Origin of the sequence: Kitasatospora sp. NPDC048296 (assembly GCF_043201815.1) — a bacterium.
GTDB lineage: Bacteria > Actinomycetota > Actinomycetes > Streptomycetales > Streptomycetaceae > Kitasatospora.
The window spans coordinates 1-26,737 of the sequence record NZ_JBICZB010000093.1 but is presented as its reverse complement, the minus strand read 5'-3'; the positions used below and the strand labels follow the sequence as shown (position 1 = coordinate 26,737).

Here is a 26,737-nt window from a genome sequence, read left to right as displayed (position 1 = left end):
GGGCGGCCGCCCCCGCCCGGCGCGCCGGGGCGGGCGGCGCCGGAGGTGTCGCACGGCCCGGCCCGGGGGGGGGGGGGGGGGGCGGCGCCCCCCCGGGGGGCCCCCCCCCCCCCCCCCCCCCCCCCCCTCGGTCGTTCCGGCGACCGTCAGCTGTCGATCTTGAACGACTCGCCGTAGACCTTCCACGCCAGCGGGGGCTTGAGGCCGAGGTTGCCCGCGCGCAGGAAGACCAGCTGCTCGGTGTCCACCCGGTCGGTCTCCTCGTGGGCAGCCTCGGTCTTCATCGCGGCCCGCCGGGCGTCGAGGAAGGCGGCCAGGTAGGTCTTCTCGTCGCCGCCCTGGGCGGGGGTCCTGGCCTTCCGCATGGCGGCGGCCCGGATGCCGCCGAAGCTGACGGGCTCGTCGCCGGGGCCGTGCATGACGATGGCGTCGTAGTAGATGAACTGGCCGAGGGCGTGCAGCCCGTCGGTCTGGGCCTGCATCACCGAGGGGTTGAAGTAGACCCGGTCCCGCTCGTCCGTCTGGGCCTGCTGGAAGACCGGGTCCTGGGCGGCCTTCTTCCAGGCGGCCGTGAAGCTCGGGTCGAGGCCGGCGTGCGAGGCGGAACCGTTGAGCTTGCGCAGCGCCGGCAGGTACTCGGAGAGCGGGTTCCCCGGCTTGAGCTTCTCGTAGTGCTCCAGCAGGTCGAGCATGTCGCCGGTGCCCGAGCAGAAGCCGATGATGCCGGCCGTGTAGCCGCGGCCGTCCTTGATGTCCTCGATGTAGGCGAACTGGGCCTTCCAGTCGAGTGAGGAGTTCTCCGCGCTGGAGACCAACTGCTGGGCGATGTCCTTCAGGTGGGGGTTGTTGAGGTCGTCGCCCGCGGAGGCGGTGGCGGTGGCGGTGGCCCCGGGCTTGGGGGGTTGGGTGGTGCGGTGCGGACGGGCGCTGGCGACCGTGGCGGTGACGGCGGTGATCAGCACCGCGGCCATGGCCACGTGCAGGGCCTTGGGCCGCGACGGCCGGGCGTGTGCGGACGGCATGCGTTCTCCGGGTTCGGTGGACGGTAGGGGCGGCCGGTGTCCGGGGGATCCCGGACACCGGTGAACCGCCGCCGGTCCGTACGGGCGTGGCGTGGCCCGGTCAGGCCTCGGCGGGCGGGTCGGGGTCGGCGGCCGGTGGGGAGGGCAGCTCCGGGAGGAGCACGCCCGGGGTGAGGCGGAAGCGATCCGGGCGGGCGACCGTCCGGCGATCGGCCGGCGCCACCTTGTCCCGGCGCTCCAGCCAGGCGCGCAGCCGGTCGCGTGCGCTGCGGTCCCGCTCGTCGTCCGGGCCCGCCGCCGACGGGCCGGTGGTCTCGCGCAGCAGCACCCGGGCGGGCCGGGCCGCACCGTCCCCCGGCGCGACGTCGACCACCACGAAACCGGTCCCCGGCGGGAAGGCGACCTGTGGCACCTCCCCGTCGTCCCCGAAGGCGGCGGTCCGTCGGCCGGTGGTCGACCAGACGACGAACTCGGCCGAGGTGCCGAGGGCGGCCGCAGGCGAGGCCAGGCCGGCGACCGCCCCCGGTTCGACGAGCGCCAGGCCGACGGAGAAGGCCTCCAGCGCCTCCGGCGTCAGGTCGGCACCCAGCAGCACGGCACCGTGGTGGCTCGGCAGCCGGCGCAGGCCCGAGCCCAGGCAGGCGAGGTACGGGCGAAGCGGCCCCGCGGCGCCACCGCGGGCCTCGGTGAGGAGGGCGGCGCGGTCGGCGGGGACGCCGGAGTCCTCGTGGTGCAGCAGTACGGCCACCAGGTCGGCCTTGAAGTCGTCCTGGCCGGTCGACCGCAGGCCCGGCAGCCGGGTGACGGCCGGCTCCACCCGTCCGGCACAGCGGTGGTAGTGCTCGCCGAGCAGCAGCCGGAAGGCGTCCCGGTCCTCGGGGGCGCTGACGGGGGGTAGTGGCAGGACGTCCGCGGGGGTGAAGTACCGGGCGGGGAGGGCGGCGAGGGCGGCGAGGGCGGGGAGGACCGGCTCGGCCCCAGGGGCGGTAGCGGGCGCAGGGGCGGTAGCGGGTGCTGGCGCCGGTGGTGTCGGTGGCGTCGGGGGCTCCGTCACCCGCGTTCCGGGCCCGCCGGAGCCGGCCGTCGCCGTGGCCGTGGCCGGCGGGCTCTGCTCCGCTTCGTCGGAGGTGAACTCCCGTGCGGGGGCGATCGGTTGGGGCGCCTCGCCGGTGACGGCGGGGCGGGTGGGTGGCTCGACGGCGCGTTCGGTCGGCGTCGGCTCTCCGGTGGCCGTGGCGGTGAACTCCGCCACCGTGGCGGCGGGTTCGGGTGCTCCGCCGGGTGCGGTCGGGCGGCGGGTCCGGCCCGGTTCCCCGATCGGCCCGGCAGCGGACACCGCCGCCTTGCCGTCCGCTCCGGGCACGCCGGCGCTGGTGGCCAGGCCTGCGGGCGCGGTCGGCACGCCGATCGTCGGTACGTCGATCACCGGCGCACCGATCGTCGGCACGGCTGACGGGGCAGGCTCCGGGGCGGCCCCGACCGTCGCCCCGACCGTTTCCCCTGCCGTTTCCCCGACCGGGGCCGGTCGCGGCCCCGGTGCGGGAAGGGCGAACCGCTCGGCGGCCGGAGCCGGGACGGCCCCCGTCCAAGTGCCGTTCAACGAGTGGGAGGCGTGGACGGTGTGGCCCGGGTCGCCGGGCCCGAGCGATCCGGCCGGATCCCCGGTGGCGGGCCTGGACGGCGCGTTGAGCAGCACCAGGCCGTGCATGCGGGCGAGGAACCGGGCGCTGCTCGCCGACGCGGAGTCGACCAGCCCGTGGAGCAGCAGCCCGAACCCCCGGGCGCCGGGAGCCGGCAGCTCGTCGAGCATGGCGCCGAGCTCCTCCCAGACGTGGTGGGGGATCAGCCTGGCCTGTTCGCCGACGACGATCATCGGGCGGGCCGGGTCAGGGCGCAGGAGGCGCGGTGCCCAGGCGAACGGCGGCTCCGGGCGGAGCCAGAGTCCGGCCGGTACCGCCTCCAGGCACCAGAACGGGAAGGCGCGGAAGAGCCCCGGCCCGACCGTCTCCCAACCGGCGGCGCCCTTGCGCCAGGCGGAGCTGACGGTGTCGTGCCGACCGGACGAGCTGAGGCGCAGCAGGTACGGCTCCCAGGAGGCGACGCCCCGGTGGTCGAGCACGGCGGTGGTGTAGCCGGTGCCGCCCGCGACCGGCAGTCCGACCGCGGCGTGGACCGGGCGCCCCAGCCGTTCGGCGAGGCTGCCGGACAGCAGGGCGACCGCGCCCGGGTCGGCCCACGGCGCGCTGACCACGAGCTGGTCGGAGCCGATCGGCAGGGACAGCGCGGCCTCGGTGAAATCCCCCGGGTCCAGTACGGGTTGGGCGGGCGTGCCGACCAGCAGCGGGGTCGTCCCGGGGGGTGTCGCGAGCTGTTGCAGGAAGGGCATCGGCCCCTCGGGCCGGGCCGTGACGTGGTTGAGCCAGTAGCCGGTGGCCAGTCGGTGGATCGACACCGAGGCGGGCAGCTCGCCCGGCCGGGTGGGCGCGACGGCCCGACCGGCGCTCGGTCCGGGCGGTGCGTCGGGGGCGCAGAGGGCGGATCCGGACTCGACGGGGGTCGTGGCCGAGACCGTCTCGCGCAGTCGGCGGGCCCGGCCGCCCGGCGGGCAGCTCCACCAGGTGGCGGGCTCGGCGGAGCCGTTCGGGGCGGTCACCTTGAGGGTGCCGTCGTGCTGGATGGCGACCATGCCGTCCGGGGCGACGACCGTGATCCCCGCCTTGTCGGCCACCACCTCGGCGGGGCGGCGGCCACCGGGGCCGACGGCGGCCAGACCCGAGGCGGCCAGGATCAGGCTGGACGCGCCGCGGGCCCGGGCGATCATGCCGAGCTCGGCCATCTGCTCGCGCAGCACCGGTGCGGCGTCCGTCGCCGCCGCCACCACGACCAGGGCGTTCGGGACGGGCCGAAGGCCGCCCATGGCCGCCGACAGCTCGTCGTCGGTCACCTCGGGCGGGGCGATGACGAAGTGCGGCCCGAGCACGCGCAGGATCGAGCGGCCGGCGCGGCGGGCGGGTGGGGCGGCGGGCTCGGCCACGCGGCGGCCGAACCAGCGCCGCGTGGCCGGCGCGTTGTCGCCCGCCTCGGAGCCGGCCGCCTTCATCGCGGCCTCCGGACGGCTCCGGCGGATGTCCGGCGAGGCTCCACCTCGGCCATTGGCGTCTGCCTCCCTGGTCGGTCATCAGGGCCCGCGCGGGCGGACCTCGCCCAGCTACACGGGATCCGCGGGCACCCGGTTCACTGGCTGCCCGCGGATCCCGCAGCGGGGCCTCAGCCGTTCTCCGCCTCCTGCGACTCGGGGACCAGGGCGGTCTGCAGCTGGACGGTGCGCCGCCGGGTGATGTGCAGCGCCCGGCCGGGCGGCAGCTCACGGGGCTTGACGCTCCCGAACAGCACGCCCTCGCTCGGCGGGCAGGACAGCAGCACCGCCGGGGTGTTGACCTCCTGCAGCCGGCGCATCAGCGGGTCGGACATGGCCCGGCCGGCGCCGTTGGCGCTGCGCGCCACGATCAGGTGCAGGCCGAGTTCGGTGCCCTGGGCGAGGTGGTCGAGCAGCGGGGCGAAGGGGTGGCCGGTGATCGGAGCGGTGATCAGGTCGTAGTCGTCGACCACGATGAACAGCTCCGGGCCGGTCCACCAGTCCCGCAGCTTCAGCCGGGCGGGGGAGATGTCCTCGCCGGGCACCCGTCCCTCCATCGCCCGGGCCGCGCCCTGGACGACCTGCTTGAGGACGTCCACCGCGACGGCGTGGCCGAGCCGGTACTCCTCCGGGACGCAGTCGAACAGGCCGCGTCGGAAGTCGATCAGCATGATCCGGGCCTCGGCCGGGGTGTAGGCGGAGGTGATGCCGTTGATCAGCAGGCGCAGCAGGTTGGTCTTTCCGGACTCGCTGTCGCCGATCACGGTGAGGTGCGGGGTCTCCTCGAAGTCGTGCCACAGCGGGGAGATCTGGCGGTCCTCCAGGCCGAGCGGCACCTTGAGCCGGCCCGCGGCGGGCGGCAGCTCGGCGGCCTTCAGGACCAGCGGGAGCATCCGGACCTGCGGGGCGCGCGGGCCGCTCCAGTGGTCGTTCACGGCCTGCACCAGGTCGGTGACGGCGTCGGCGAGGTCGCCGGTGTCGCCGACGCCGTCCATCCGCGGCAACGCGGTGAGGAAGTGCAGCTGCTCCTCGGTGAGTCCGCGGCCCGGGATCTTGGGGACGGTGGCGGCGGCCCGCATGTTGATCACGGAGTCCACGTTGTCGCCCAGCCGCAGCTCGAACTTGGTGCCGAGCTGGTCGCGCAGCGCGCTGGTCACCTCGGCCCAGCGGGTCGCGGTGATGACGAGGTGGACGCCGTAGTTGAGGCCGCGTCCGGCGACCAGGCCGAGGATCTGCACCAGCTCGCCGAACTCCTGGCGCACGGTGTTCCAGCCGTCCACGACCAGGAAGACGTCGCCGTGCGGGTCGTCGGCCAGCTCGGGGTCGCCGGCCGCCCGGCGCCGTCGGAAGGCGGCGGCCGAGTCGATGCCGAGCCGGGCGAAGCTCTGCTCCCGGCGGGCGATGATGGCGTTGATCTCGGCGATGGTGCGGCCGACCCGCTCCGGGTCATGCCGGCCGGTCACCCCGCCGACGTGCGGCAGGTCGCGCAGCGCCGACAGTCCGCCACCGCCGAAGTCCAGGCAGTAGAACTGCACCTCGCGCGGGGAGTGGGTGAGCGCCAGGCCGGTGATCAGGGTGCGTAGCAGATTGCTCTTGCCGCTCTGCGGGCCGCCGGCGATGCCGACGTGCCCGCCCGCCCCGGAGAGGTCGGCGGTGAGCAGGTCGCGCAGCTGCTGGAACGGCCGGTCGACGACGCCGATCGGGACGGACAGCCCGCCGCGCAGCGGCCACCCTTCCGTGGTCAGCCCGTGCTCGGGGCTGGGGGAGAGCGGCGGCAGCAGCTCGTCGAGGGTCGGCGGCACGTCCAGCGGCGGCAGCCAGACCCGGTAGGCCGGCGGGCCCGCGTCGGTCAGCCGCTCGGCGGCCAGGTCCAGCAGGGTGCGGGCGGTCTCCTCCGCCTCCTCGGCGGCCTCGGGTTCCGGCACCACCGGCTGCTGGCGGGGTGTCACGTACTCGGTCCCGAACGGCACGACCTGCCCGGCCACCGCCGCCTGCCGCGCCGGGCTGGGCTTCTGCTGGCGGTACGGCCCGGAGACGTAGGCGGCCTTGAACCGGTTGAGGGTGGCGATGTCGCTGCGCAGGATGCCGTTGCCGGGCTGCGAGGGCAGGTGGAAGGCGTCCGGCACCCCGAGCACGCCGCGGCTCTCCATGGCGGAGAAGGTGCGCAGACCGATCCGGTAGGACAGGTGGGACTCCAGGGCGTGCATCCGGCCCTCGTCCAGGCGCTGCGAGGCGAGCAGCAGGTGGACGCCGAGCGAGCGGCCGAGACGGCCGATCATGATGAACAGGTCCATGAAGTCCCGGTGGGCGGCGAGCAGTTCGGAGAACTCGTCGACCACCACGAACAGCGTGGGCAGCGGGTCCAGCTTGACGCCGGAGGCCCGGGCGGCCTCGTAGTCCAGCAGCGAGGTGTAGTTGCCCGCCGAGCGCAGCAGCTCCTGGCGGCGCATCATCTCGCCGTGCAGCGCGTCGCGCATCCGGTCCACCAGGCCGGCCTCGTCGGCCAGGTTGGTGATCACCGCCGAGGTGTGCGGCAGGCGGTCCAGGCCCAGGAAGGTCGCGCCGCCCTTGAAGTCGACCAGCACGAAGTTGAGCGTCTCCGAGGAGTGCGTCAGCGCGAGGGCCAGCACCAGGGTGCGCAGCAGCTCGGACTTGCCGGAGCCGGTCGCGCCGATCAGCAGGCCGTGCGGGCCCATGCCGCCCTGCGCGGACTCCTTGATGTCCAGGTCCACCGGGGTGCCGTCCGAGCCCAGGCCCAGCGGCACCCGCAGGCGCTGCTCCTTGGTTCGGTCGGCCCACGCCCGACGGACGTCGTGCCGGTGCAGGTCCTTGATCCCCAGCAGCGAGGTCAGGTCGAAGTCGGTGGCCAGTGGCTCGGCGCCGTCGGTGGAGTCGCCGAGCCGGTAGGGCGCGAGGACGGCGGCGTAGCGCCGGGCCGCCGTGGCGGTGAGCGCGTCGGGGCGGCCGAGCGCGGTGACGCTCTCCTTGCGGTCACGGTCGGAGCCGACCAGCTCCAGCGCGCCGTCCGCGGTGATCCGCAGCCGCAGCCGGTGCTTGGCGTGCTTCCACTCCAGTGCGTCGGCCACGTCCAGCACGGTGGCGTTGCGGTAGCCGGCCAGTGCGGCCCGCCCGGAGGTGGGCAGGCGCACCCCGTCGACCAGGATCAGGGTGTACGGCTCCTCGCGGCCGGGCTGCGCGTCCGGCTCCCAGGGGCCGCGAGCGGCGAACTCGGCGCCGAGCAGTTGCTCCAGCTCCACCATCGAACCGGCCACCAGGCGGACCGGGCCGGCGCCGTCGCTCTCGCTCGGGTGCAGGGCGTGCGGCAGCCACTTCAGCCAGTCCCAGTCGGCGCGCCGCTCGGGGGCCGCCACCACGCCGATCCGCAGCTCGTCCGGGGCGTGGAAGAACGCCAGCTGCGCCACCATCGCCCGGGCCAGCGCACGGGCGCCCTCGCCGGCGTCCGCCGCACCGCCCTCATCGGCGCCGGCGGCCTGCTCGCTCGGCTCGACCCGCAGCACCACGTGCGGGTAGCCGCGCACGTGCACCGCGATCGGCTGCTCGGGCAGCGTGCCGTAGGCGTGGATGAACCGCCGCAGCGCGTGCGCGCTCAACGGCTCCAGGTCCTCGACCGGCTTGGTGGCCAGCGGGGCGAGCCGCACGGCCAGCCGCTGCGCGCCCACCGCGATCCGCACGTCGCCGAAGTCGGGGTGGGCCGCCCGGCGCTCCCACAGCCGCGAGGTGCGCACCATCGAGGCCAGCGCGGCGGGCTCCGGGTGCCGCCAGGCCAGCGCCCGCTGCTGCTTGACGGTGTGGCGCCGGACCTGGCGGCGGATCTGCGACAGGTAGCGCAGGTAGTCCCGGCGCTCGCCGCGCAGCTGCCGCTTGCGGTCGCTCTCGCCCCGGATCATCTGGGTGACCAGCATGCCGACGGCGGACAGGGCCATCATGCCGATCGCGACGTAGGTCAGCGGACCGCCGGCGGAGTTCGGGTTGAGGAAGATGAACACCATCGACAGCGAGCTCAGCGCCATCGGCGCCATGGTGAGCATGGTGGACAGCCCGCTCTGCGGCTCGGGCAGACCGGGCGGCTCCTGCAGCTGGATGTCGCCGTCCGGCATCTCCGGCCCGGAGCGCCTGGGCGGACGCTCAACCACGACCTGACTCAACGGGCCTCTCCTCACACGCGCGTGGACGTCGCCCTGAGGCACGGAACGCGGTCCCGGAAGGGTTCACCTGATTCTGCCGAGGAAGCCCGGGGCTTCAGGACTCCGTCGGGAATTCCGCAAACCGGGCTGGGTGATCAGGCTGCAAGGTCGAGTGCGGCGAGGTGTGAGGTTCTTGTCCTGCCGAGTGGTGTGTCGGTGAGCCAGGCGTCAAGGCGGACGAGGTTGATCGCGGTTGCGGCGAGCACGTTGCCGAGGTGGGTCTTGGCCAGGCCGGTGTAGCGGGTGCGGCGGATGCCGGTTCGGCGCACGGTCTGCGAGATCGTGCCCTCGACACCGGCCCGGACGTCGTAACGGGCCTTCCACTCCTCGGTCTGCTGCTCGATGCGGCGTTGCTCCAGGACCTGCTGCTGCTCTCGGGGCAGGAGGGTGAGGCTGCGGCCGTATCTGCCGTTTGCGGCCTTGGTGCACTGCGGCCGGACCGGGCACGGATCGCAGTCCTGAAGCGCGAAGTGCACCCGGGTGATCGGGGTTCCGCTGGGTTTGCGCTGGTCGGACCAGCTGACGCTGACCGCTCCGTGCGGGCAGGTGACCTTCCGTGCGTCCCAGTCGACGATGAAGGCGCTCTGGGGGATGTGCCCGCCCTCGTGGCGCTCGTGGACCGTGTCCGCTCCGACAGGCCCGAGCAGGTCGATCCGGTGCTCGTCGCGGGCGGCGACGATGTGGGCGGCGGTGACGTAGCCGGCGTCCACAGCGTGCTCGTCCGGAAGTAACTCCCTTGCTGCCAGGCCCTGGTGGATGGATTCGGTCATCTCGGTGTCGGCGACGGTCGCGTCCGTGGTGGCGACATGGGTGATCACGTGCGGGGCGTCCGGTTCGCAGGCCTCGCTCAGGTGGGTCTTGTAGCCGCACCAGCCTGAGCCGCGCTTCACGCTGTAGCGGGCCTGTAGGTCGTAGGGCGAGGCCAGGCGGCGTCTGCCCGGCGGGAGGTCCTTCGCCTCCCGCCAGCGCACCCCCTCACCGTCACGGTGGTACTGCTCGACCCAGGCCCGTCGCAGGACCTGGACGGCGGGAACCTCCCGCAGCCAGGCGGGTGCACCGGGGTTGAAGGCCGCCTCCAGAAGAGCGAAGCCGTCCCGGCCGACCTGCTCGGCCCATTCCTGTCGGACGTTCTCGCCTTTGGGGAAGCGGTAGGAGTCGATCCGGGCGCCGTAGCGCTCGACCCAGTCGGCGGTGACGCATCCCGCCAGCCACTGCGGAGCGGCCGCGGCCAGGGCCTCCAGGGCCGCCCGCAGGGTCTCACCGACGAACTCCATCCGGTTCAACACCCTTACTGCGGCCACGACATGGGTGGAGTCGGTCCGCTGGCGACCGCCTGCCCGCAGCAGCCCGAGCCCGGAGATCCTCGCCAGGACCAGATCCAGGACCCGCTCCTCCAGACCGTGCTCGATCAGCCGGGCGCGGAAGTCGCCCAGGACCGTGAAGTCAAAGCCGGGATCGTCCAGTTCCAGGCCGAGCAGGAACTTCCAGTCCATCCGGGCCCGCACCTGGTCGGCGGCCTGCCGGTCGCTGAGGCCCTCCGCGTACTGCAGCACCGACACCAACGCCAGAGCTCCCGGCGAGACCGCCGGCCGACCCCGCACGGGGAACGCCTCCGCGAACGACCCATCCTCGAACAGCGGCCCCAACGCATCCCGGAGGCGGATCGCCAGCGTTCCCTTCGGAAACGAGGCCCGCACCACCCGCGCGGTCAGCTCCGGCACCCCGACATCCCGCCGCGACTCCAGCGACACCCGACCCCCTTGATCGACGACAAGCCGAGCCTGGCAGCTGGAGCCATCCGCCGTCACCGGTTTGCGGAATTCCCGACGGAGTCCTTCAGCTCCGGGAGGAATCGGCTCCTTGGATCGGAGCCGCGAAGCGGCGGAGTTCTCTTCCATGTGCTCTGACCTTCCGGTTTGATTTTTCGATTTTGCGCGAAATACGTTCTTTCGCGTGAAGATCGTTGTCCGGGTGAAGCTGGAGCCGTCGCGGTATCAGGCGGACGCGCTCGCTGCGACGCTGCGCGCGTGCAACCGGGCCGCGAACCACATCTCCCGCGTCGCCTTCGAGAAGAAGGAGATCCGGCGTAACGGCTTGCAGCCGTTGGTGTACCGACACGTCAAGGACGAATACGACCTGGGAGCGCAGGCCGCCGTGCGGTCGGTGAAGAAGGTCTGCGACGCCTACACCACGTTGCGGGCGAATCTCAGGGTCGGGAATCTGGGGCCGAAGGGGTCGAAGCGACGGAACAAGGCCGAGTCCAAGCCGATCAGCTTCCGTGACGATGCGGCGCAGCCGTTCGATGACCGGATGCTGTCGTGGAACACCGACACGAGGACCGTGTCCATCTGGACCATGGCCGGGCGGTTGAAGGGCATCGGGTTCCGCTGCTCTCCGGGCGCGCTCAAGATGATTGCCGACCATCGGCAGGGCGAATCGGATCTGGTGGTCCGTGATGGCCAGTGGTACCTGTTCGCGACCTGCGACATCCCCGAACCTCCGGTCTCCGAACCGGCCGACTGGCTCGGCGTGGACCTCGGGATCGTCAACATCGCCACCACCTCCGACGGCACGGTCATGTCCGGGCGCCGTCTGGAGCGCTACCGCAAGCGGATGAGCTACCTGCGGGCCAAGCTGCAGGCCAAGAAGACCAAGAACGCGAAACGCCGGTTGAAGGCGATCCGCCGCCGCGAGGCCCGGTTCGCCACCGACGCCAACCACCGCATCTCCAAGACTCTCGTCACCACCGCTGAACGCACCTCTCGCGGGATCGCCCTGGAAGACCTGACGGGCATCCGCGAGAGGGTCAAGGCCAAGCACGACCAGCGGTACCGCCTCCACTCCTGGGCGTTCGCCCAGCTCGGAACCTTCGTGGAGTACAAGGCCCAGCGCGTCGGGGTTCCCGTCGTGCACGTCAATGCGGCCTACACCTCCCGTCAGTGCTCCGCCTGCTGGCACACCCACAAAACCAATCGAGTGGATCAAGCGACGTTCGCGTGCCGCGCCTGCGGGACGACCATGCACGCGGATGTCAACGGCTCCCGCAACATCCGCCACCGTGCGGCTGATGCGTGGCAGCGGGGCGCAGTCAACCGCCCCAGCAGCGTCTAGCGCTGCTGAGACGAGGTGACCACCGGTGGGGCGACTCATCGGGCACATGGTCAACCTCAAGCCCGGCCCTCAGGGCCGGGTCGTTGACCGAATCGGTGCCCGTCCCGGTGAACCGCCACCGCCGGTGTTTCCGTGCAGCCGGGCGAAGGCCCGCAGACCGGAGGAGGGAACGCATGAGTGGTGGAGCCGTGGCCGGCCTGTGCAGACTGAGGTTCCGTGCGCCCGACTCGGCGTTCGAGCTGGCCGTGCCGTCCGACGTGGTCCTGGCGGACCTCCTGCCGGCCGTGCTCGCGCACGCGGGCGCCGAGGTCGAGGAGGCCGGTGCCGAGCACTCCGGCTGGGTCCTGCAGCGGGTCGGCGAGGAGCCGCTCGACGAGGAGCTGACGCTGGACGCGCTCGGCCTGCGCGACGGCCAGGAGCTCTTCCTGCGCCCGCGCACCGCCGAACTGCCCCCGGTCCACTTCGACGACCTGGTGGACGGGGTGCGCAGCGGCATGCTGGAGCGCCGCGACTCCTGGCGTCCGGCGCTCACCCACCACCTCGCGGTGGCCTCCGCGCTGACCGCCCTGGCCGGCGGTCTGGCGCTGCTGCTCCAGCCCGGCCCCGCCCAACTGCGCTGCGCGGCCGCCGCGGTGGTTGCCGTGCTGCTCCTGGTCGGGGCCGGCGGTGCCACCCGCACGGTGGGCGACAGTGCCGCGGGCACCGCCCTGGGCGCCGCCGCGATCGGCTACGCCGTCACCGCCGCCGCCCTGGTGCCCGGTCTGAACGGCACCGACCGGCTGCTGTCCGGCGGCTCCGCCGCGGCCGGCGCCACCGTGCTGGCCCTCGCCGTGGTCGGCGCCTCGGCGCCGTTCTTCCTCTCCGTCCTGTTCGCCGGCCTGGTCGCCCTCGGTGCGGGCGTGCTGGCCCTGCGGGACGTGCCGCCGGGGCACTCGGCGGCGATCCTGGCCTGCGCCGCGGTGCTCTCCGGGGCCTTCGCCCCCGGCCTCGCCTTCAAGCTCGCGGGGCTCAGGGTGCCCGCGCTGCCGCGCAACGCCGAGGAGCTCCAGGAGGACATCGAGCCGTTCCCGGCTGCGGACGTCCTCGCCCGCGGGGACGTCGCGGACGGCTACCTGACCGGCTTCCTCGGCAGCATCGGCCTGGTCGGCGCCGCCTGCCTGACCCTGCTGGCCGGCGCCGACGGCTGGGGCCCGGCCGCGACGGCCGCCGACCTCGCCGCGCTGCTCCTGCTGCACGCCCGCGAGATCGGCAGCCTCTGGCAGCGCCTCGCCGTCCTGCTGCCCGGCCTGTACGGGCTGGTGCTGCTGGCCGGCCGGTTCGGCCTGGCGGGCGGCTGGCAGGACCGGCTCACCCTGGTCGCCGTCCTGCTGGGGGTCGCCGCGGTCCTGCTGGTCGTCGCCTGGACGGTGCCCGGCCGCCGGCTGCTGCCCTACTGGGGGCGCGCCGCGGACCTGCTGCACTCCCTGACGGCCTTCGCCCTGCTGCCGCTCGCCCTGCAGACCCTCGGCTTCTACCACCTGATGCGAGGAATGGCCGGCTGACGCCCCGCCCGCCACCCCGCCCGTCCGCACCACCGATCCCGGAAGAGGTCCCATGCAGTCCAGACGCGACCAGGTGCAGGCCCACCTGTTCGTGATGAGCCGGGTCTCCTCCGGGATGCTGCGCGGCGAGCCGGACGCGCCCGACACCCCCGTCGCCCGGACCACCCGGGGCGCCATGGTCGGGCTCGCCGTCGGACTGCTGATCGGCGTCGGCGCCGGGGTCTACGGGCTCGTCAAACCCGGTGGCGCGACCGGCTGGAAGAAGCCCGGCACCCTGGTCGTGGTCGAGGAGAGCGGCGCCCGCTACCTCTACGCCGGCGGGCAGCTGCGCCCGGTGCTCAACCAGGCCAGTGCCCGGCTGCTCGCCGGGGACCAGTTCCGGTCGGCGACGGTCAGCGCGGGCTCGCTGGACGGCGTTCCGCGCGGGGCGGTGGTCGGCCTCGTCGGCGCCCCCGACGGTCTCCCGGCCGACCAGGACCTCGGTCAGGCCGACTGGTCGGCCTGCGCGGTCCAGACCGCCCAGGGCGGCCAGACCGCCCAGGGCGGCCAGACCGCCCCGGGCGCGCGGGCCACGCCGCAGCTGTCCCTGGCGATCGGCCTGCGCCGCGGCGCCCGGCCGCTCTCCGACGAGCAGGCCGTCCTGGTGGCTGGGCCGGACGGTACGGCCCAACTCGTCTGGCGGGGACGCAGGTTGCGGGTGGACGCCGGCAGCGGCGCGCAACGCGCCCTCGGCTACGGCAGCGCCACGCCGTACCCGGTGACGGCCGGCTTCCTCGACACCCTCCCGGTGGGCCCGGACCTCCGGGCCCCCGAGCTGCCCGGGCGGGGCACGGCAGGACCGGCGCTGGCCGGCAAGCCCACCCGGATCGGCCAGCTGTTCACGGGCCCGGGCGGCGAGCGCTACCTGCTCACCGGGGACGGACTCGTCCCGCTCGGGGAGACGCTGTTCCAGCTCGTCCAGGGCGATCCGCGGATCCAGCAGGAGGCCTACGCCGGCGCACCCGTCACGCTCGGGCCGGTCGGCCCGGCGGACCTCGCGGCGCACCTCGCCGGTGCCACCGCCGCGGCGGCTTGGGCCGGCAACGAACTTCCCCCCCGGCCACCGCAGTTGGCGGCCGCCGGGCAGGGCCAGGTGCCCTGCGCCGAGCTGCGGGCCGGCGCCGCCCCGGGGGCGGTCGCGGTCGGCCTGCTGGACGCCGCCGCCGTGGCCGGGCAGCCTCCGGCCGCCCAGCCCGGGGTCACCCCGGCCTGCAACGGCGCCGACCGGATCGTGGTCCGCCCGGGCGGCGGCTCGCTGGCGCGGGCCGTCACCGCCTCCGGGGCCGGCTCGACCCTCTACCTGGTCACCGACACGGGGGTGAAGTACCCGCTGCCCTCGCCGGCGACCGCCAAGCAACTGGGCTACACCAAGGCCGCCCCGGCGGCCGTCCCCACCCGGCTGCTCGGCCTGCTGCCCACCGGGCCGAGCCTCGACCCGGCCGCGCTCACCGGCGGCGGCGTGGTCGAACCGCCCACCACCACGAACCCCTGCGGGGGCTGAACCCGGGGGCGCCGCGATTCCGTTCAATGTGCCGGGCCGCGGACCCCTGACCCACCCGGAGGCGCCGGCGACCGGCCGGTGCCCGCCTCAGAGAAGGGAAGTCACATGGCCGGCAACAGCATGCTCAACGACCCGGCGGTCGTCCAGCAGGTGCTGACCACCGTGGAGTCGCAGGACGCGCACATGGAGCAGACCCAGCGCCAGATCAACGCCATCGTCGACGAGATCAAGACGCACTTCCAGGCCGCGGCGAGCACCGTCTTCGTCGAGAAGATGCAGGACTGGCAGGCCAAGTACGACCAGGTGCGCCAGCAGTACACCAAGTTCCACGAGCTGCTCGCCAGCGGTTCGGGCCTGATCCAGCAGGAGGGCCAGACCTCCGTCCACATCGTCTCGGGCCTCGGCGCGGGCGAGGACGTCCTCAAGGGCCTGAGCTGACGCCCGTCCTGAGCTGACGCCGGCGGGCGACGCCGGCGGCACACCCACCGGTCGGGTCAGGACCGGGACCACCACAGCCGCTCGAAGGAGACCAACGATGTCCGACGGCAGGATCGAACTCCACCACCAGCAGATCGACGAGGCCGCGGCGATGCTGCGCCAGCAGAGCGCCCTCATGCACGAGATGATGGAGCAGACCCGCACCTTCCTCACCCAGGGCCTCGGCCACGAGCTCCACGGCGAGTACGCCGACCAGGGCAAGGCCTACTCCGACATCCTGTCGGCCGCGGACAACGCCATGACCGACGACGTCACCAAGGCCGCCGCCGCCCTGGATGAGGTCCACGGCCTGATCCGTGACTCCGACCGCACCGCCGGCTCCAAGTTCCAGCTCCACTAGGCGCGGGTGAGTCGCGGTGACCGACGACGAGAAGGCCGAAGAGGACTGGAAGAAGAAGGAGGAGGAGAAGCGCAAGCAGAAGGAGAAGGAGGCGAGGGAGAAGCAGGACCAGAAGGAGAAGGACGACGCCAACAGCTTCAAGGTCACCGAGAACTTCCTGCTCGACTTCGCCCACACCAAGCTGTCCAAGATGCTGGAGGACCTGAAGACCCACCCCACACGGTTGGCGCTCAAGGAGTTCGTCCTCGGTATCGGCGGCGGCAAGTTCTCCGGCGACTACGCGAAGCTCCTCCCGGGCGGCGGCCCCGCGGTGCTGCCGAGCACGAAGGCGCTCCAGGACGCCTTCACCGCGTACTGCACCGCCCTGGAGGCCCAGTTCAAGACGCTGGAGGACCAGGTCCAGGCCATGATCGACGACCTGGAGTCGGCCCAGACCACCCTCAACCACGGTGGGGACGACGCCCTGGCGGCCGCCGAGATGATCTACCTGGTCAGTGACGTCCTCGGCGGTGGCGGCGGCATCCGGTAGTCCGCGACCGGGTGCCCGGCACCGATCCCCTGCCCGACGGCGCTCCCGCCGTCACCCCTGACCGCGGGGCGGGCCGAACCCCTCCTCCGGCCCGCCCCGCGCACGCCCGAGCCTCATGGAGCTGTGACACCGATGGCCACCACCAACTGGGAATCCGTCCTGCCCGTGTTCGCGTCCTCCGACCGGACGACGTTCGCCCAGCGCAGCAGCGTCACCGGTGACGACAAGGTCCAGTGGATCGCCAACCACAAGTACGAGACCCTGACGTACTTCAAGCAGACCGGGGGCGACGAGGGCTACGACGCCTGGTGGTCGTACAACTACACGGACTCCACCGGCCGTCCGTGGAGCCACGTGATCGGCTGCAACCTCAACTGGAAGCAGTTCACGGACGAGACGACCGACCTGGGCAAGTGGATCCGCCAGGGCTACGACGTGCTGATGCCGCTCGCCCACTCGCCGTACGAGAACGACACCCTGAGCCCGTGGAGCTTCGACACCGCCGTGTCGACACTGACCGGCGCCGAGCAGCTGCTGCAGACCTGGGCGCCGCAGGTCCGGGGCTGGGCCGGTGACATCAACGCGCCCGGGGCGGACTGGCAGGGCACCGCGGCGGGCGTGTTCAAGACCATGCTCAGCCAGTTCGGCGACAAGATCGAGGGGCTCGCCAAGGCTCTGCAGGACAAGCACGTCGACACCCTGCTCAAGACCGGCCGGGACGCCACCCAGCAGGCGATCCACACCATGTGGGACGGCCAGGAGGCCTACCGCAACAGCAGGCTCGCCTGGCCGGTCAACCCGATGCTGGACGCGCTGGTGGAGGGGATGTCCACGGCGAAGGTCACGGTCTCCGAGAACCCCGTCAGCACCATGGACGGCAGCGCGATAGCCGGTTACGACGTGAGCTTCACGGTCACCACCGCCTGGGGCGACCCGCACGGTGACGACTTCTGGAAGCAGGCCGAGAAGCGCGCCAAGGAGATGTGGCTCAAGAACGTCGCCGACATCCTCGACAAGGCCGCCGGCGACGCCGTGAAGATCCTCGACGCCGCCTACGTCCCCGCGATCCAGGGCCTGAAGGACGGCATCCACGTGAAGACGCCCAAGGCGCCGTACCGCCCCCCGCAGGACGACCCGCTGGGCGGCAACAACGACCCCTTCTCCGACATCAGCAAGAACCTCAGCGACATGAACAAGAACATGAACGACTCGCTGAACGACATGAACAAGGGGATCAGCGACAACTTCAAGGGGATGAACGACAACTTCAAGAGCCTCACCGGCGGCGGCCCCAACGGCCCCGGCCCGTTGACCACCGGGCCGGGCGGGCTCGGCGGGAGCGAGCACGGTGGCCTGCCCGGGCTCGGCGGCGGCAGCTCGGGCCTGCCCGGCGGCGGTGGTTCGGGTCTGCCCGGCGGCGACGGCTCCGGCGTCCCCGTGCTGGACAAGAACGGCAAGCAGATCTTCGACGCGAACGGCAACCCGGTCACCGTGCCGCCGGGCAGCCACATCGACCCGACCACCCACCAGGTGATCGGCCCGGACGGCAAGCCCGTGCTCGGCCCCGACGGCAAGCCGATCACCGTCCCGGACGGGGCGAGCGTCGGCACCGGCTCGGGCGACCACATGAAGGTGCCGCCGGGCTCGCACGTCGACGACAAGGGCCGGGTGATCGGCCCGGACGGCCAGCCGGTCCTGGACCGGAACGGCAACCCGGTCGTCGTCGAGCCGGGCTCCCGGATCGACGGCGACGGCACCCTGCTGGACCCGGACGGCCGGCCGGTCTCCGAGGTCTCCCAGCTGATGGCCGACCAGCGGCACGCCTTCGAGAGCGGCTTCGACAGCGGCGGTGGCGACGGACTGCTCGGCGGCGGCGGGTTCGGCTCCGGGGGGTACTCCTACCACCCCGGCGGCTCGCTGCTCGGCGGATCCGGCGGCTCGGACGGCCTCGGCCTCGGAGGCTTCTCCGGCACCGGGCTGATGCCCGGCGGCCGCAGCGGCCTGAGCTCGAAGGCGCTGGCCAACGGCGGCGACCCGAACACCGCCCAGGCGCGGGCGGCGGCGGAGGCGGCCGACGCCGCCGAGAAGGCCGCCCAGGCCCGGGCGGCCGCCGAGGCCGAGAAGAACGCCCTGACCGGCAAGGGCATGTCCACCACCGGCGGCATGCCGCCGATGATGCCGCCCGGCGCGGGTGCCGGCGGCGCGCCCAACCAGAAGGACAAGGACCGCCAGCGCACCACCTGGCTGGCGGAGGACGAGGAGGTGTGGGGCACCGAGAGCACCGGGGTCGCCGGCGTCATCGGCCGCTGACCCGCCCCGCACTCCGGGTGGCACCACCCGCCCCACCCGTCCCGGCGAGACCCCGGCCCCGGCCGGAGAGAAGGAACGAACCATGCCCACGACCGCCGACCCGTTCGGCCCCGACGGCCTCTTCGGCTCGATGAGCGAGGAGATCGAGCAGGCCATGGAGGCCATGAGGGCCCACCAGAAGCGGGCCGAGGAGATCCAGGCCGAACTCTCCCGCTCCTCCGCCACGGTCACCTCCAAGGACCGCATGGTGACCGTCAAGGTGGGCCCGCAGGGCCAGGTCCTCGGGCTCACCTTCCACACCACCGGCTACCAGGAGATGGCCCCCTCCCAGCTCGGCAAGCTGCTCACCGACCTGCTCAACGAGGCCCGGGCCCAGATGGGCGAGCAGGTGATCCGGGCGATGAAGCAGTTCGAGGGCGTGGGCGACATGCTGCGGCTCGGGCTCAGCGGCGGCAGCAATCTGGACCAACTGCTGGAGCCGCTGCGCTCGATGAGGCCGGGTCACGACGCGGACGCCGAGGCCGAGCGCCGCCGGGCCGGCCGCCAGGAGGAGTTCCGTGAGTAGCGACTCCAACGTCTTCGCCAAGACCCAGGAGCTCAAGAAGCGGTTCGCCGAGTTCGGCCAGCTGTCGGACCTGATCGACAAGGTGATCACTGACGTCAAGACGGTCAACGACCTGAACAAGAAGGTCGGCGGCGACGACGAGATCGGCAAGCAGTACCACGAGCAGGTGGACAAGGCCACCAAGGACCTGGAGACCTTGATGAGCAACATCAAGGACACGGTCAGACAGGCGGGCGAGAACGGCATCAACTTGGTCGCCGACCTCGACTACGCGGAGGACACCGCCCAGGACATCATGAGCAGCATGTAGGAGAAACCACCCCGTGTCGTACCCGTCGCTCGACCCCGGCGAGTTCCTCTCCAACCTCTTCGGCGTGCTCTCCGGAACGCCCTGGCCCCAGGTCAAGGAAGGCGAACTGCGCGACGTCCGCGACGCGTACGAGGTACTGGCGAAGGAGATCCCGCAACTCCACGAGCTGATCGCGACGGTGGCGATCAAGGCCCGCCAGGAGTTCGAGGGGGAGGCCGCCCGGTCGTTCAGCAACGCGATGAACGCCTACATCGGCCTCGGCGGCGGGAAGAACGACACGGACCAGGTCAAGCAGGCCGCGGACACCGCGCAGGCGCTCGCCGACTGCGCGGGCGACGTCGCCAACTCGGTCGAGTACACCAAGTGGATGGCGATCGCCCAGCTCATCCAGCTGGTCTTCGAGATCGCCATGGCCACCCTGTGGGCGCCGTTCACCTTCGGCGAGAGCTTCTCCGGCCTGTCGCTGGCGTACTTCTTCACCCGGCAGGCGCTCTGGATGCTGCTGAAGTTCCTGATCAAGTCGATCCTGATGCACACCTTCACGGGCATCGTGACCGGCATGCTGATGGACTCGATCATCCAGGGCATCCAGATGTCGCACGGTGACCGCAAGAAGTTCGACCTCGACGGCACCTTCAAGCAGAGCGTGCTCAACGGCGTCATCGGCGGGGCGCTGGCCGGGCCGATCAACCTGCTCGGCATGGGCCTGGGCAAGCTGATCGGCAACCTGATCGGTAAGAACGCCGGGAAGGTCCTCTCCAAGGAACTGTCGAATGTCATGAAGAACGGTGACAAGGAGGCGCTCAAGCACCTCCTGGACACCGTCACCAAGGAGGCCGGCGGCTCGGCGCTCTCCGATCTGGAGAAGGCCGGCGCCAGGTCCATCGGCAAGGCCGGCGGCTCGGCGCTCTCCGATCTGGAGAAGAGCGGCGCCAAGTCGGTCGTCAAGGCCGGCAGTTCGGGGCTGGAGGGCGCCGGGAAGGGCGGTGCCGGGGCGGCCGCGAAACTGTTGACCGACGAGCAGGCCAAGGCCTTCTCCGAGTCGCTCGGCCGGCACCTGCAGCGCGTCGAACCGTGGCTGAAGGAGGGCTTCGGCAAGGCGGGCGCCGGCAGCGTCGCCGAGCGCTTCACCGAGAACCTCGCGGGCTCCTTCGAGAAGCACCTCGGCACGCAGCTCGGCAAGGACGCGGCCAGGAAGCTCGGCCAGGAGTACGCAGAGGCCTTCGTCGCCGGCTGGACCAAGCACGGCGCCGGCAACGAGTCGCTCGGCGTCGTGCTGCGCTCCGTGCTGGAGCACGGCGGATCGGAGCTCGGCGAGCACGGCATCTCCGCGCTCGCCGACCACCTGCCCAAGCTGGCCGCCGCCATGGGCGAGGGGAACAAGCTCTACCGACTGGGCTTCGCGATCGGCTCCCAGCTGATGGAGGGCGTGCAGGGCAACCTCGCCGAGGGCTTCTACAACCTCATCTTCGACGACAGCCACAAGTTCACCACCAGCGCCGCCACCTTCGGTGCGGGCATGGGGATGGGCCTGCTCGGCAAGGGCCTGCACGCCGGATTCCACAAGACCGGCATCGGGCAGGCGTGGACCTCGTACGTCCAGAACATCCAGTTCAAGGAGATCCAGGCCGGCAAGGGCACCTACTTCCCGCCCTACCACCCGATGACCCTGCTGTCGCTGGCCAGCAACCTCGCCGGCCACCCGGCGCCCTTCCCGGTGCCCCGACTCGGGCCGCACCACGAGGAAGTGACAGCAGGTCATGTCCTGGGCTACTCGCGCGGGTCGGGCGAGGCGCCGGACGTCGAGTACGCGGCGCTGTTCGCCAAGGCCTTCGGCCAGGCGGACCTGCACAGCCTCTTCGCCGACCCGACGCCCAAGCCGGTGCCGACCACGTCGAGCGGCGGCGGCCCGACCACCGGCAAGCACAACCCGGCGACGGGTTCCGGAAAGGCGGACACCTCCGGCGGCAAGCTCGACCGCCCGAGCCCGGTGCAGACCGAGGGCGGCAAGCCCGCCCCGGGGCGCCCGGCGTCCGTCCGCACCGACACCAGCTGGAGCGGTACCACCGCCGTCGATGAGACGGTCAGCCCCGCCCGTCCGGGCAGGACCGTCACCGGGGGCACCGGCGGCACCGGCGGCACCGAGAAGACCGACCACGCCGCCGCCACCGGCTCGGCCGGCCCGAACCCCAAGCCGCCGACCCCGACCCGCACCTCCGGCGGCACCCCCGACCACCCCACCGCGCCCCGCCCCGAGCGCGGCACCCCGCCGCCCCGGCCCGAGCGCGACCACGGCTCCACCGACCAGCCGCAGCCGCCGTCCCGCCGCCGCGGCCGGGACGAGTACGAGAACGGGAGCGGGAGCGGGAGCGAGCACGGCGACTCCGGCCAGAACACCCCGTCCGGTCCGGAACCGGCCGCCAAGCGCCCCCGGCCCGACCAGGAGCGGACCCCCGACGGCCGCCCGCCGTTCGACCCCGACCGCGACGCCCCGCACCCGCCGCGCCCACTGGACTCCTTCCTGCACGAGTTCTCCGACGGCGGCTACGACACGCCCGCCCCGGCGGCCCGCCACGCCCTGGAACAGGCGCTGGCAGGCCCGGACGGCCCCAGGCGGTTCGCCCACCCGCAGGAGTTCGTCGAGCTGGTCAATCCCGGGGGCGGCGGCAGCCTGCTCGGGGACGTCAACTGCGTGGCGGCCGCGATGGCCTTCCACGCCACCTTCCACGGTGACCCGCAGGTGGCCCTCACCTTGCCGGAGCGCCACCTCGGCGCGGTCACCGACGCCCAGGAATGGACCGGCCATCCGGCCGAGTACCTCGGCCTCGGCACCACCGGCCTGAACGAGGTCGCCCGCCGGGTCACCGAGGGCGGCCCCGGCTCGGCCGCGATGGTCTTCGCCTGGACCGAGGACGGAAAGGGCCACGCCTGGAACCTCGCGAACGTCCCCGGCGAGGGTCTGGTCTGGGTCGACGCCCAGCAGGGCCTGCACTCCCCGGGCGACCGCCCGCTCCCGCAGGATGTCACCCGGGTCTGGGCGATCACCCTCGACCCGGAGAACCGGCCGATCCACGGCGACGGCGGCTTCAACGCGGCCGTCCTGCACCCGGACGAGCAGTCGGCCCGGCCGACCCCCGCCGAGGCCTTCACCGGCACGGACGGCCCCTCGCACTCCGCTCCCCACACCATCGAGCCGGTCACCGAGGCCTTTCCGCCGCCCGGCGAGCGGGTCCGCGTCGACGGCGACGGCCTCTGCCTGCTCAACTCCGTCGCCGTCAGCCGCCCGGACGCCGTGCACCACGTGCTCACCGAGCGCGGCGCCACCGGCTCCGGCCCGCGAGGCCCGGTGCGCGCCACGGCCGAGTCGATGCGGCGCGCCGTCGCCGACCACCTCGCCGCCCAGGGACCGGACAAGCTGCCGATCGAGGTCACCCACAACTACCGCAAGGCCGCCACCCGGGACCTCGCCGACCGCCTCGGCGGGCACGACCGCCCCCAGCTGCTCAACGGCCTGCTGGACCTGGGCGTCGCCGGCGTCGCCACCCACGAGGTGGTCCCCACCCGGCTGCTGCGCGACCGCTACGTCACCGCGCTCACCCGCGAGTTGATGTCCACCGGCGCCGACCACGCGTCGGCCCACGCACAGGCCGAACAGACCGTCCCGTGGAAGTTCAAGAACCCGGCCGAGCAGACCAGGGCCGAGAACTACCTGCGCCGGCTCGGCAAGGAGCCCGCGAGCGACCCGCACGAGCTGCGCCGCCAGTACATCGACGAGCGGGTGGCACACGGCGAGGACCGGTCGAAGGTCGAGGAGGAGGTCGGCTGGAACCTCGCCGACGGTGCCACCGGCCCGCAGCGGCAGTTCGAGCACCTGCTCGGCACGCCCGAGCAGATCGAGCTGCACGACCTCACCGACGCCCAGCTCGTCGACCTCCAGGTCTGGCACCGGACCGCCTCCGACCTCCCGCTCTCCCCGGAGGAGTTCGCCGGCCTCCGGCACGCGGTGGACGACTGGGAGAACTCCTGGTGGAAGGGGTTCGGCGACACCTTCCCGCCGCTGCTGGCCGACGCCCTCGGCCTGCGGTTGCGCATCCTCGGCCCGGGCGAGGACCTCGGGCCCGTCGAGTACGCGCGTTACGGCCACCCGGACGGCCAGCAGGTGACGGTCTACTACAACGGCACCAACCACTACGACGCCAGCCGCCCGCCGGTCGACGCACCCTCGGTGAGCACCACGACGCCGAAGCACCCGGACGCGCACGACGGCCCGGTGCTGCCCCCCGTGCCGCACAGCGTGCCGACCGTGGGCAGCGCGGACCGGCCGGGGCCGTCGATGGAGGCGCCGAAGCCGGAGCTCAAGCCCGAGCCGGGGCCCGAGCTTAGGCCCGAGTCCAAGCCCGAGGCTCCGTCCGAGCCCATGACGGAGCCCAAGCCCGAGGCCAAGCCCGCGCCCAGGACCGAGCTCGCGCCCGAGGCCTCGGCCCCGCACCGGCCGGACATCCCCAGCATCGTCATCACCGAGGCTGAGCACGACCCGCTCGCCCACCCCGCGCCGCCCTCCCCGCCGGCGTCCGTCCTCGCCATGTCCGTCTTCTCGACGGAGTCCGGCGGCCAGCACCCGCAGGACCCGGCGTTCGCGCCGAAGAAGCCGCTCGACCCGGACGAGCTGCGGCTACCGCCCGCCCGCATCACCAACCATCGCCGGCTGTCCGCCTCCGACCTGGTGGTCGGCCTGCACCTGGACGACACGACCGTCTTCCAGCACATCACCACGCTGTTCGAGGGCGTGTTCAAGAGCGACCTGCCCGCCGCGCGGACGATGGCGAAGGACTTCTTCGACCCCGCGACCCTGCGCCCCAAGCTGGCCGCGCTGTCCCGCGGCGACGTCTGGGAGGCGAGGTTCGAGACCAACGGCTGGTCAGGGAAGATCAACATCCGGGTCGATGTCGAGGACCTGCACCACCAGGACACCGCCCCCAGTGTCGAGTTCGAGAACGGCTCCGACCGGCACGCCTCGATCGGCCTCCAGGACGACAGCCTGAACCGCTTCAACACCGGTGTGCAGGCCAAGATCAAGGTCGGCAAGGCCGACATCACGCAGACCGTCGGCTACCAGCACGACGAGATGCACGGCGACCTGTCGGCCGAGGTCGGCCGCTCGATCGCCCGCGGCAAGACCGTCGAGCCCGGCGCCCTGTTCGCGGGGAAACTGCGCCTGGCACTGGACTTCGACCAACTCAGCTACCGCGGCGAGTCCGTCGTCACCGAGGGCACGGACCGCTTCCAGCGGCTCGACATCGGCGCCACCATCGGCATCCCCGTCCGCGACACCCTGGACTCCCACGGCGTCCCCGTGCCGCTGGACAAGGAGAAGCTCTTCGCCCCGCCGCAGCGCGTCGTGGACGGCCACCGGCTCGGCGGCTCCGACATCGTGCTCGACGTCTCCACCCACCGGCACGGCCGGCCCGACTCCGACCGGCCGATGCAGGAGGTCCTCGACGGCGTCGAGGACAAGGCCAAGGAGGTGCTCGGCGGCATCTGGCCGAAGCTGCGCGAGAAGATGACCGCCGAGCTCGACCTCACCCGGCTCCAGCAGGACCTCAAGAGCATGATGTCCGGCGAGCCGACCCGGATCGAGGTCGTCGACGACACCGGCCTGGTGACCGGATCGGTCGAGATCACCGCGTCCGTCAAGGCGATGCGGCAGGTCGGCGGGACCGCGCAGACCGAGTTCAACGTCGGCACCGGCGTGCAGCGCGTCCGCAGCGTCCAGGACACCAGCAGCGACGGTGTCCAGCTGCCGCTGCCCGGCGTCGTTTCCGGCGCCGGCGTCGACAAGTCGGTCGGCTCCGGCGGAGGCGGCCTCCAACTCCTCCGGGACAAGGTGCAGATCTCCGGCAACAGCCAGGAGGTCCTGCTCACCACCAAGACCAAGGGCCCGGGCGTCGTCTACGAGGGGCGCAGCGAGCTGACCCTCACCTTCGAGCGGAAGTCACCGCTCGGGACGACCACCGACACCGCCAAGACCGCCGTCGACTTCCGGGCCCTGATCGAGCAGAGCGAGGCCCGCCTGGTCAAGCACGAGGGCTCCGGCGACCCGACGCTCTTCGTCGCCACCGAGGCGCCCGGCCCGAGCACGCCGAAGACCTTCGAGCCCGGCACCAAGGTGCCCAGCCCGCCCGACAGCGTCTGGCAGCGCCCCGACAAGACCGGCGGCGGCCTCAGCGACACCACCACCGTGCGCGACGTGCCCACCGTGCAGCCGCTCCACCAAGGCGTCGACGAGCTGGGGAAGCAGGTGCTGGGCGGCGCCTGGAAGGACGTCAAGGACGAGATCCAGCAGCTCTTCAGCCACCCGATGGTCGCCTCCCACCTGACCTCGATGACCCGCGACGTCCCGCTGGAGGCCCCCGAGCGGCTGGCCGCCACGCTGCTCAAGCACGGCGTCAAGGTCTCGGCCACCGCGCACATCACGGAAATGGACTACAAGCGGTCCAACTCCAAGGCGGAGCTCAACCCGGTCGACGAGACCACCTCCTTCAAGGCCGGCCGCCGGCTGATCTCCGACACCAAGTCCGTCCAGGGCACCGGCGGTGGCACCGTCGGCCTCGGCGGGAAGAACACCGTCGACATCAGCGGCGGCTACTCCCGCCAGGTCCGCGACCGCGACGGCTGGCGCGACGGCAACTCGCAGAAGGTGTACGCCAACGGCAAGTACGCCCGCCCGCAGGAGATCTACGACGCCGGGGTCAACGTCGAGATCAAGCTGACCGTGGACGGCAAGGACCACACCGTCACCGTCCCGATCCGGGCTGAGGTCAGCCTGGACGTCAAGGAGACCGGCCACTACACCGTCGGCGCCGACGGCCTCGCCCACTTCACCGGCCCCGGTGCGGGCACCCCGGTCACCCACAAGGGCCCGGCCGTGGAGCACGACGCGCCGCACCGCATCACCTCCCGAGGCGCGCTCAGTGCCTCCGATGTGGTGCACAGTCTCGGCCGCGGCGACATCGACGTGCTCAAGGGCATCGAGACCACCCTCAAGCGCGAGTTCGGCTCCGTGCCCGACGACGTGCTGATGAAGGTGAAGAACCGCTTCGACCCGTTCGCGCTGAAGCCGCAGCTGTCCAAGCTCAGCCGTGGCGGGAAGATCACCGAGAACCTGTCCATCCACGGCTGGGACACCACCGTCACCGTCAGGGCCGGCCTGCAGAAGGACTTCCGGCACACCGACACGGTCGAGAAGTTCGAGTTCGAGCTCGGCACCCAGACCCGGGTCTCCTCAGGTGTCAGCAAGGACCGGCGGGTCCGCGACGTGTTCTCCGCGCCCACCCGCTTCAAGCTCCCGTACGTCGATCTCGGCCTCAACGTCGCCCGCCGCAACGACTTCGTCCACGGTTCCACCGTCGACACCACGGGTGCCACCGTCAGCAAGGGCAAGACCGTCGAACCGGCCGGACTGTTCAGCGGCACCGCCGAGTTCACCGTCCACATCGAGTCCAGGAAGCTCGGGCAGAAGGTCACCGCCCCCGACCTCACCGTGCCCGTCCACACCACCGTCGCCGTCCCGCTGCGCGACGCCCCGCTGCACGGCAGCACCGAGACCACGCCGCTGAAGAAGCCGCTCGAC

At 72.6% G+C, this 26,737-nt stretch carries 14 protein-coding genes; 10 read left to right on the top strand and 4 right to left on the bottom strand.

The window, feature by feature from the left end:
* Nucleotides 1-146: 146 nt before the first annotated feature.
* The 4 genes from ACGF12_RS34175 to ACGF12_RS34160 all read right to left on the bottom strand — a co-directional run bounded on the left by ACGF12_RS34175 (nt 147) and on the right by ACGF12_RS34160 (nt 10,114).
* Nucleotides 147-1,022 carry a chitosanase gene (locus ACGF12_RS34175; RefSeq protein WP_393039016.1) on the bottom strand — a complete coding sequence of 292 codons (876 nt, stop codon included), beginning with the start codon at nt 1,020-1,022 and terminating at the stop codon, nt 147-149.
* Between the two features lie 100 nt (nt 1,023-1,122).
* On the bottom strand, nt 1,123-4,122 hold the full coding sequence (locus tag ACGF12_RS34170; protein WP_393039013.1) for a hypothetical protein: 3,000 nt from the start codon (nt 4,120-4,122) through the stop codon (nt 1,123-1,125).
* 167 nt (nt 4,123-4,289) lie between these two features.
* On the bottom strand, nt 4,290-8,276 hold the full coding sequence (gene eccCa / locus ACGF12_RS34165) for a type VII secretion protein EccCa (RefSeq protein ID WP_393039019.1): 3,987 nt from the start codon (nt 8,274-8,276) through the stop codon (nt 4,290-4,292).
* 182 nt (nt 8,277-8,458) lie between these two features.
* Nucleotides 8,459-10,114, bottom strand: coding sequence for an IS1182 family transposase (locus tag ACGF12_RS34160; RefSeq protein ID WP_393039010.1), 1,656 nt, complete (start codon nt 10,112-10,114; stop codon nt 8,459-8,461).
* A 202-nt stretch (nt 10,115-10,316) separates the two neighbouring features.
* On the opposite strand from ACGF12_RS34160, the gene ACGF12_RS34155 reads away from it, so the two are divergent.
* The 10 genes from ACGF12_RS34155 to ACGF12_RS34110 form a co-directional block, all read left to right on the top strand.
* Nucleotides 10,317-11,474 (top strand): RNA-guided endonuclease InsQ/TnpB family protein, encoded by a 1,158-nt coding sequence (locus tag ACGF12_RS34155; protein WP_393039007.1) that lies wholly within the window; start codon nt 10,317-10,319, stop codon nt 11,472-11,474.
* Nucleotides 11,475-11,647: 173 nt separating this feature from the next.
* A complete protein-coding gene (gene eccD / locus ACGF12_RS34150) occupies nt 11,648-13,015 on the top strand; it encodes a type VII secretion integral membrane protein EccD (RefSeq protein WP_393039004.1) in 1,368 nt (455 codons plus the stop codon).
* A 52-nt stretch (nt 13,016-13,067) separates the two neighbouring features.
* A complete protein-coding gene (eccB, locus tag ACGF12_RS34145; protein WP_393039001.1) occupies nt 13,068-14,555 on the top strand; it encodes a type VII secretion protein EccB in 1,488 nt (495 codons plus the stop codon).
* Nucleotides 14,556-14,660: 105 nt separating this feature from the next.
* Nucleotides 14,661-14,993 (top strand): WXG100 family type VII secretion target, encoded by a 333-nt coding sequence (locus tag ACGF12_RS34140; protein ID WP_393038998.1) that lies wholly within the window; start codon nt 14,661-14,663, stop codon nt 14,991-14,993.
* A 97-nt stretch (nt 14,994-15,090) separates the two neighbouring features.
* Nucleotides 15,091-15,393 (top strand): hypothetical protein, encoded by a 303-nt coding sequence (locus ACGF12_RS34135; protein ID WP_393038995.1) that lies wholly within the window; start codon nt 15,091-15,093, stop codon nt 15,391-15,393.
* Between the two features lie 16 nt (nt 15,394-15,409).
* Complete coding sequence (locus tag ACGF12_RS34130; RefSeq protein ID WP_393038992.1) at nt 15,410-15,922, top strand: hypothetical protein; 513 nt, start codon at nt 15,410-15,412, stop codon at nt 15,920-15,922.
* A 132-nt stretch (nt 15,923-16,054) separates the two neighbouring features.
* The gene (locus ACGF12_RS34125) at nt 16,055-18,232 is read left to right on the top strand and encodes a hypothetical protein (RefSeq protein WP_393038989.1); all 2,178 of its coding nucleotides are present in this window, start codon (nt 16,055-16,057) and stop codon (nt 18,230-18,232) included.
* An 82-nt stretch (nt 18,233-18,314) separates the two neighbouring features.
* A complete protein-coding gene (locus tag ACGF12_RS34120; protein ID WP_393038986.1) occupies nt 18,315-18,797 on the top strand; it encodes a YbaB/EbfC family nucleoid-associated protein in 483 nt (160 codons plus the stop codon).
* The gene (locus tag ACGF12_RS34115) at nt 18,790-19,107 is read left to right on the top strand and encodes a hypothetical protein (RefSeq protein ID WP_393038984.1); all 318 of its coding nucleotides are present in this window, start codon (nt 18,790-18,792) and stop codon (nt 19,105-19,107) included. Before ACGF12_RS34120 ends, ACGF12_RS34115 begins: the two co-directional genes overlap by 8 nt.
* Nucleotides 19,108-19,120: 13 nt before the next feature.
* Nucleotides 19,121-26,737 (top strand): toxin glutamine deamidase domain-containing protein (locus ACGF12_RS34110; protein WP_393038982.1); only part of this gene is annotated, 7,617 nt, incomplete at its 3' end.

What these genes read in the sequence shown, in the direction of transcription:
- ACGF12_RS34175 (WP_393039016.1), bottom strand. Translation starts at nt 1,022, where the DNA reads ATGCCGTCCGCACACGCCCGGCCGTCGCGGCCCAAGGCCCTGCACGTG.
- ACGF12_RS34170 (WP_393039013.1), bottom strand. Translation starts at nt 4,122, where the DNA reads ATGAAGGCGGCCGGCTCCGAGGCGGGCGACAACGCGCCGGCCACGCGG.
- eccCa (WP_393039019.1), bottom strand. Translation starts at nt 8,276, where the DNA reads ATGCCGGACGGCGACATCCAGCTGCAGGAGCCGCCCGGTCTGCCCGAG.
- eccD (WP_393039004.1), top strand. Translation starts at nt 11,648, where the DNA reads ATGAGTGGTGGAGCCGTGGCCGGCCTGTGCAGACTGAGGTTCCGTGCG.
- eccB (WP_393039001.1), top strand. Translation starts at nt 13,068, where the DNA reads ATGCAGTCCAGACGCGACCAGGTGCAGGCCCACCTGTTCGTGATGAGC.
- ACGF12_RS34140 (WP_393038998.1), top strand. Translation starts at nt 14,661, where the DNA reads ATGGCCGGCAACAGCATGCTCAACGACCCGGCGGTCGTCCAGCAGGTG.
- ACGF12_RS34135 (WP_393038995.1), top strand. Translation starts at nt 15,091, where the DNA reads ATGTCCGACGGCAGGATCGAACTCCACCACCAGCAGATCGACGAGGCC.
- ACGF12_RS34125 (WP_393038989.1), top strand. Translation starts at nt 16,055, where the DNA reads ATGGCCACCACCAACTGGGAATCCGTCCTGCCCGTGTTCGCGTCCTCC.
- ACGF12_RS34120 (WP_393038986.1), top strand. Translation starts at nt 18,315, where the DNA reads ATGCCCACGACCGCCGACCCGTTCGGCCCCGACGGCCTCTTCGGCTCG.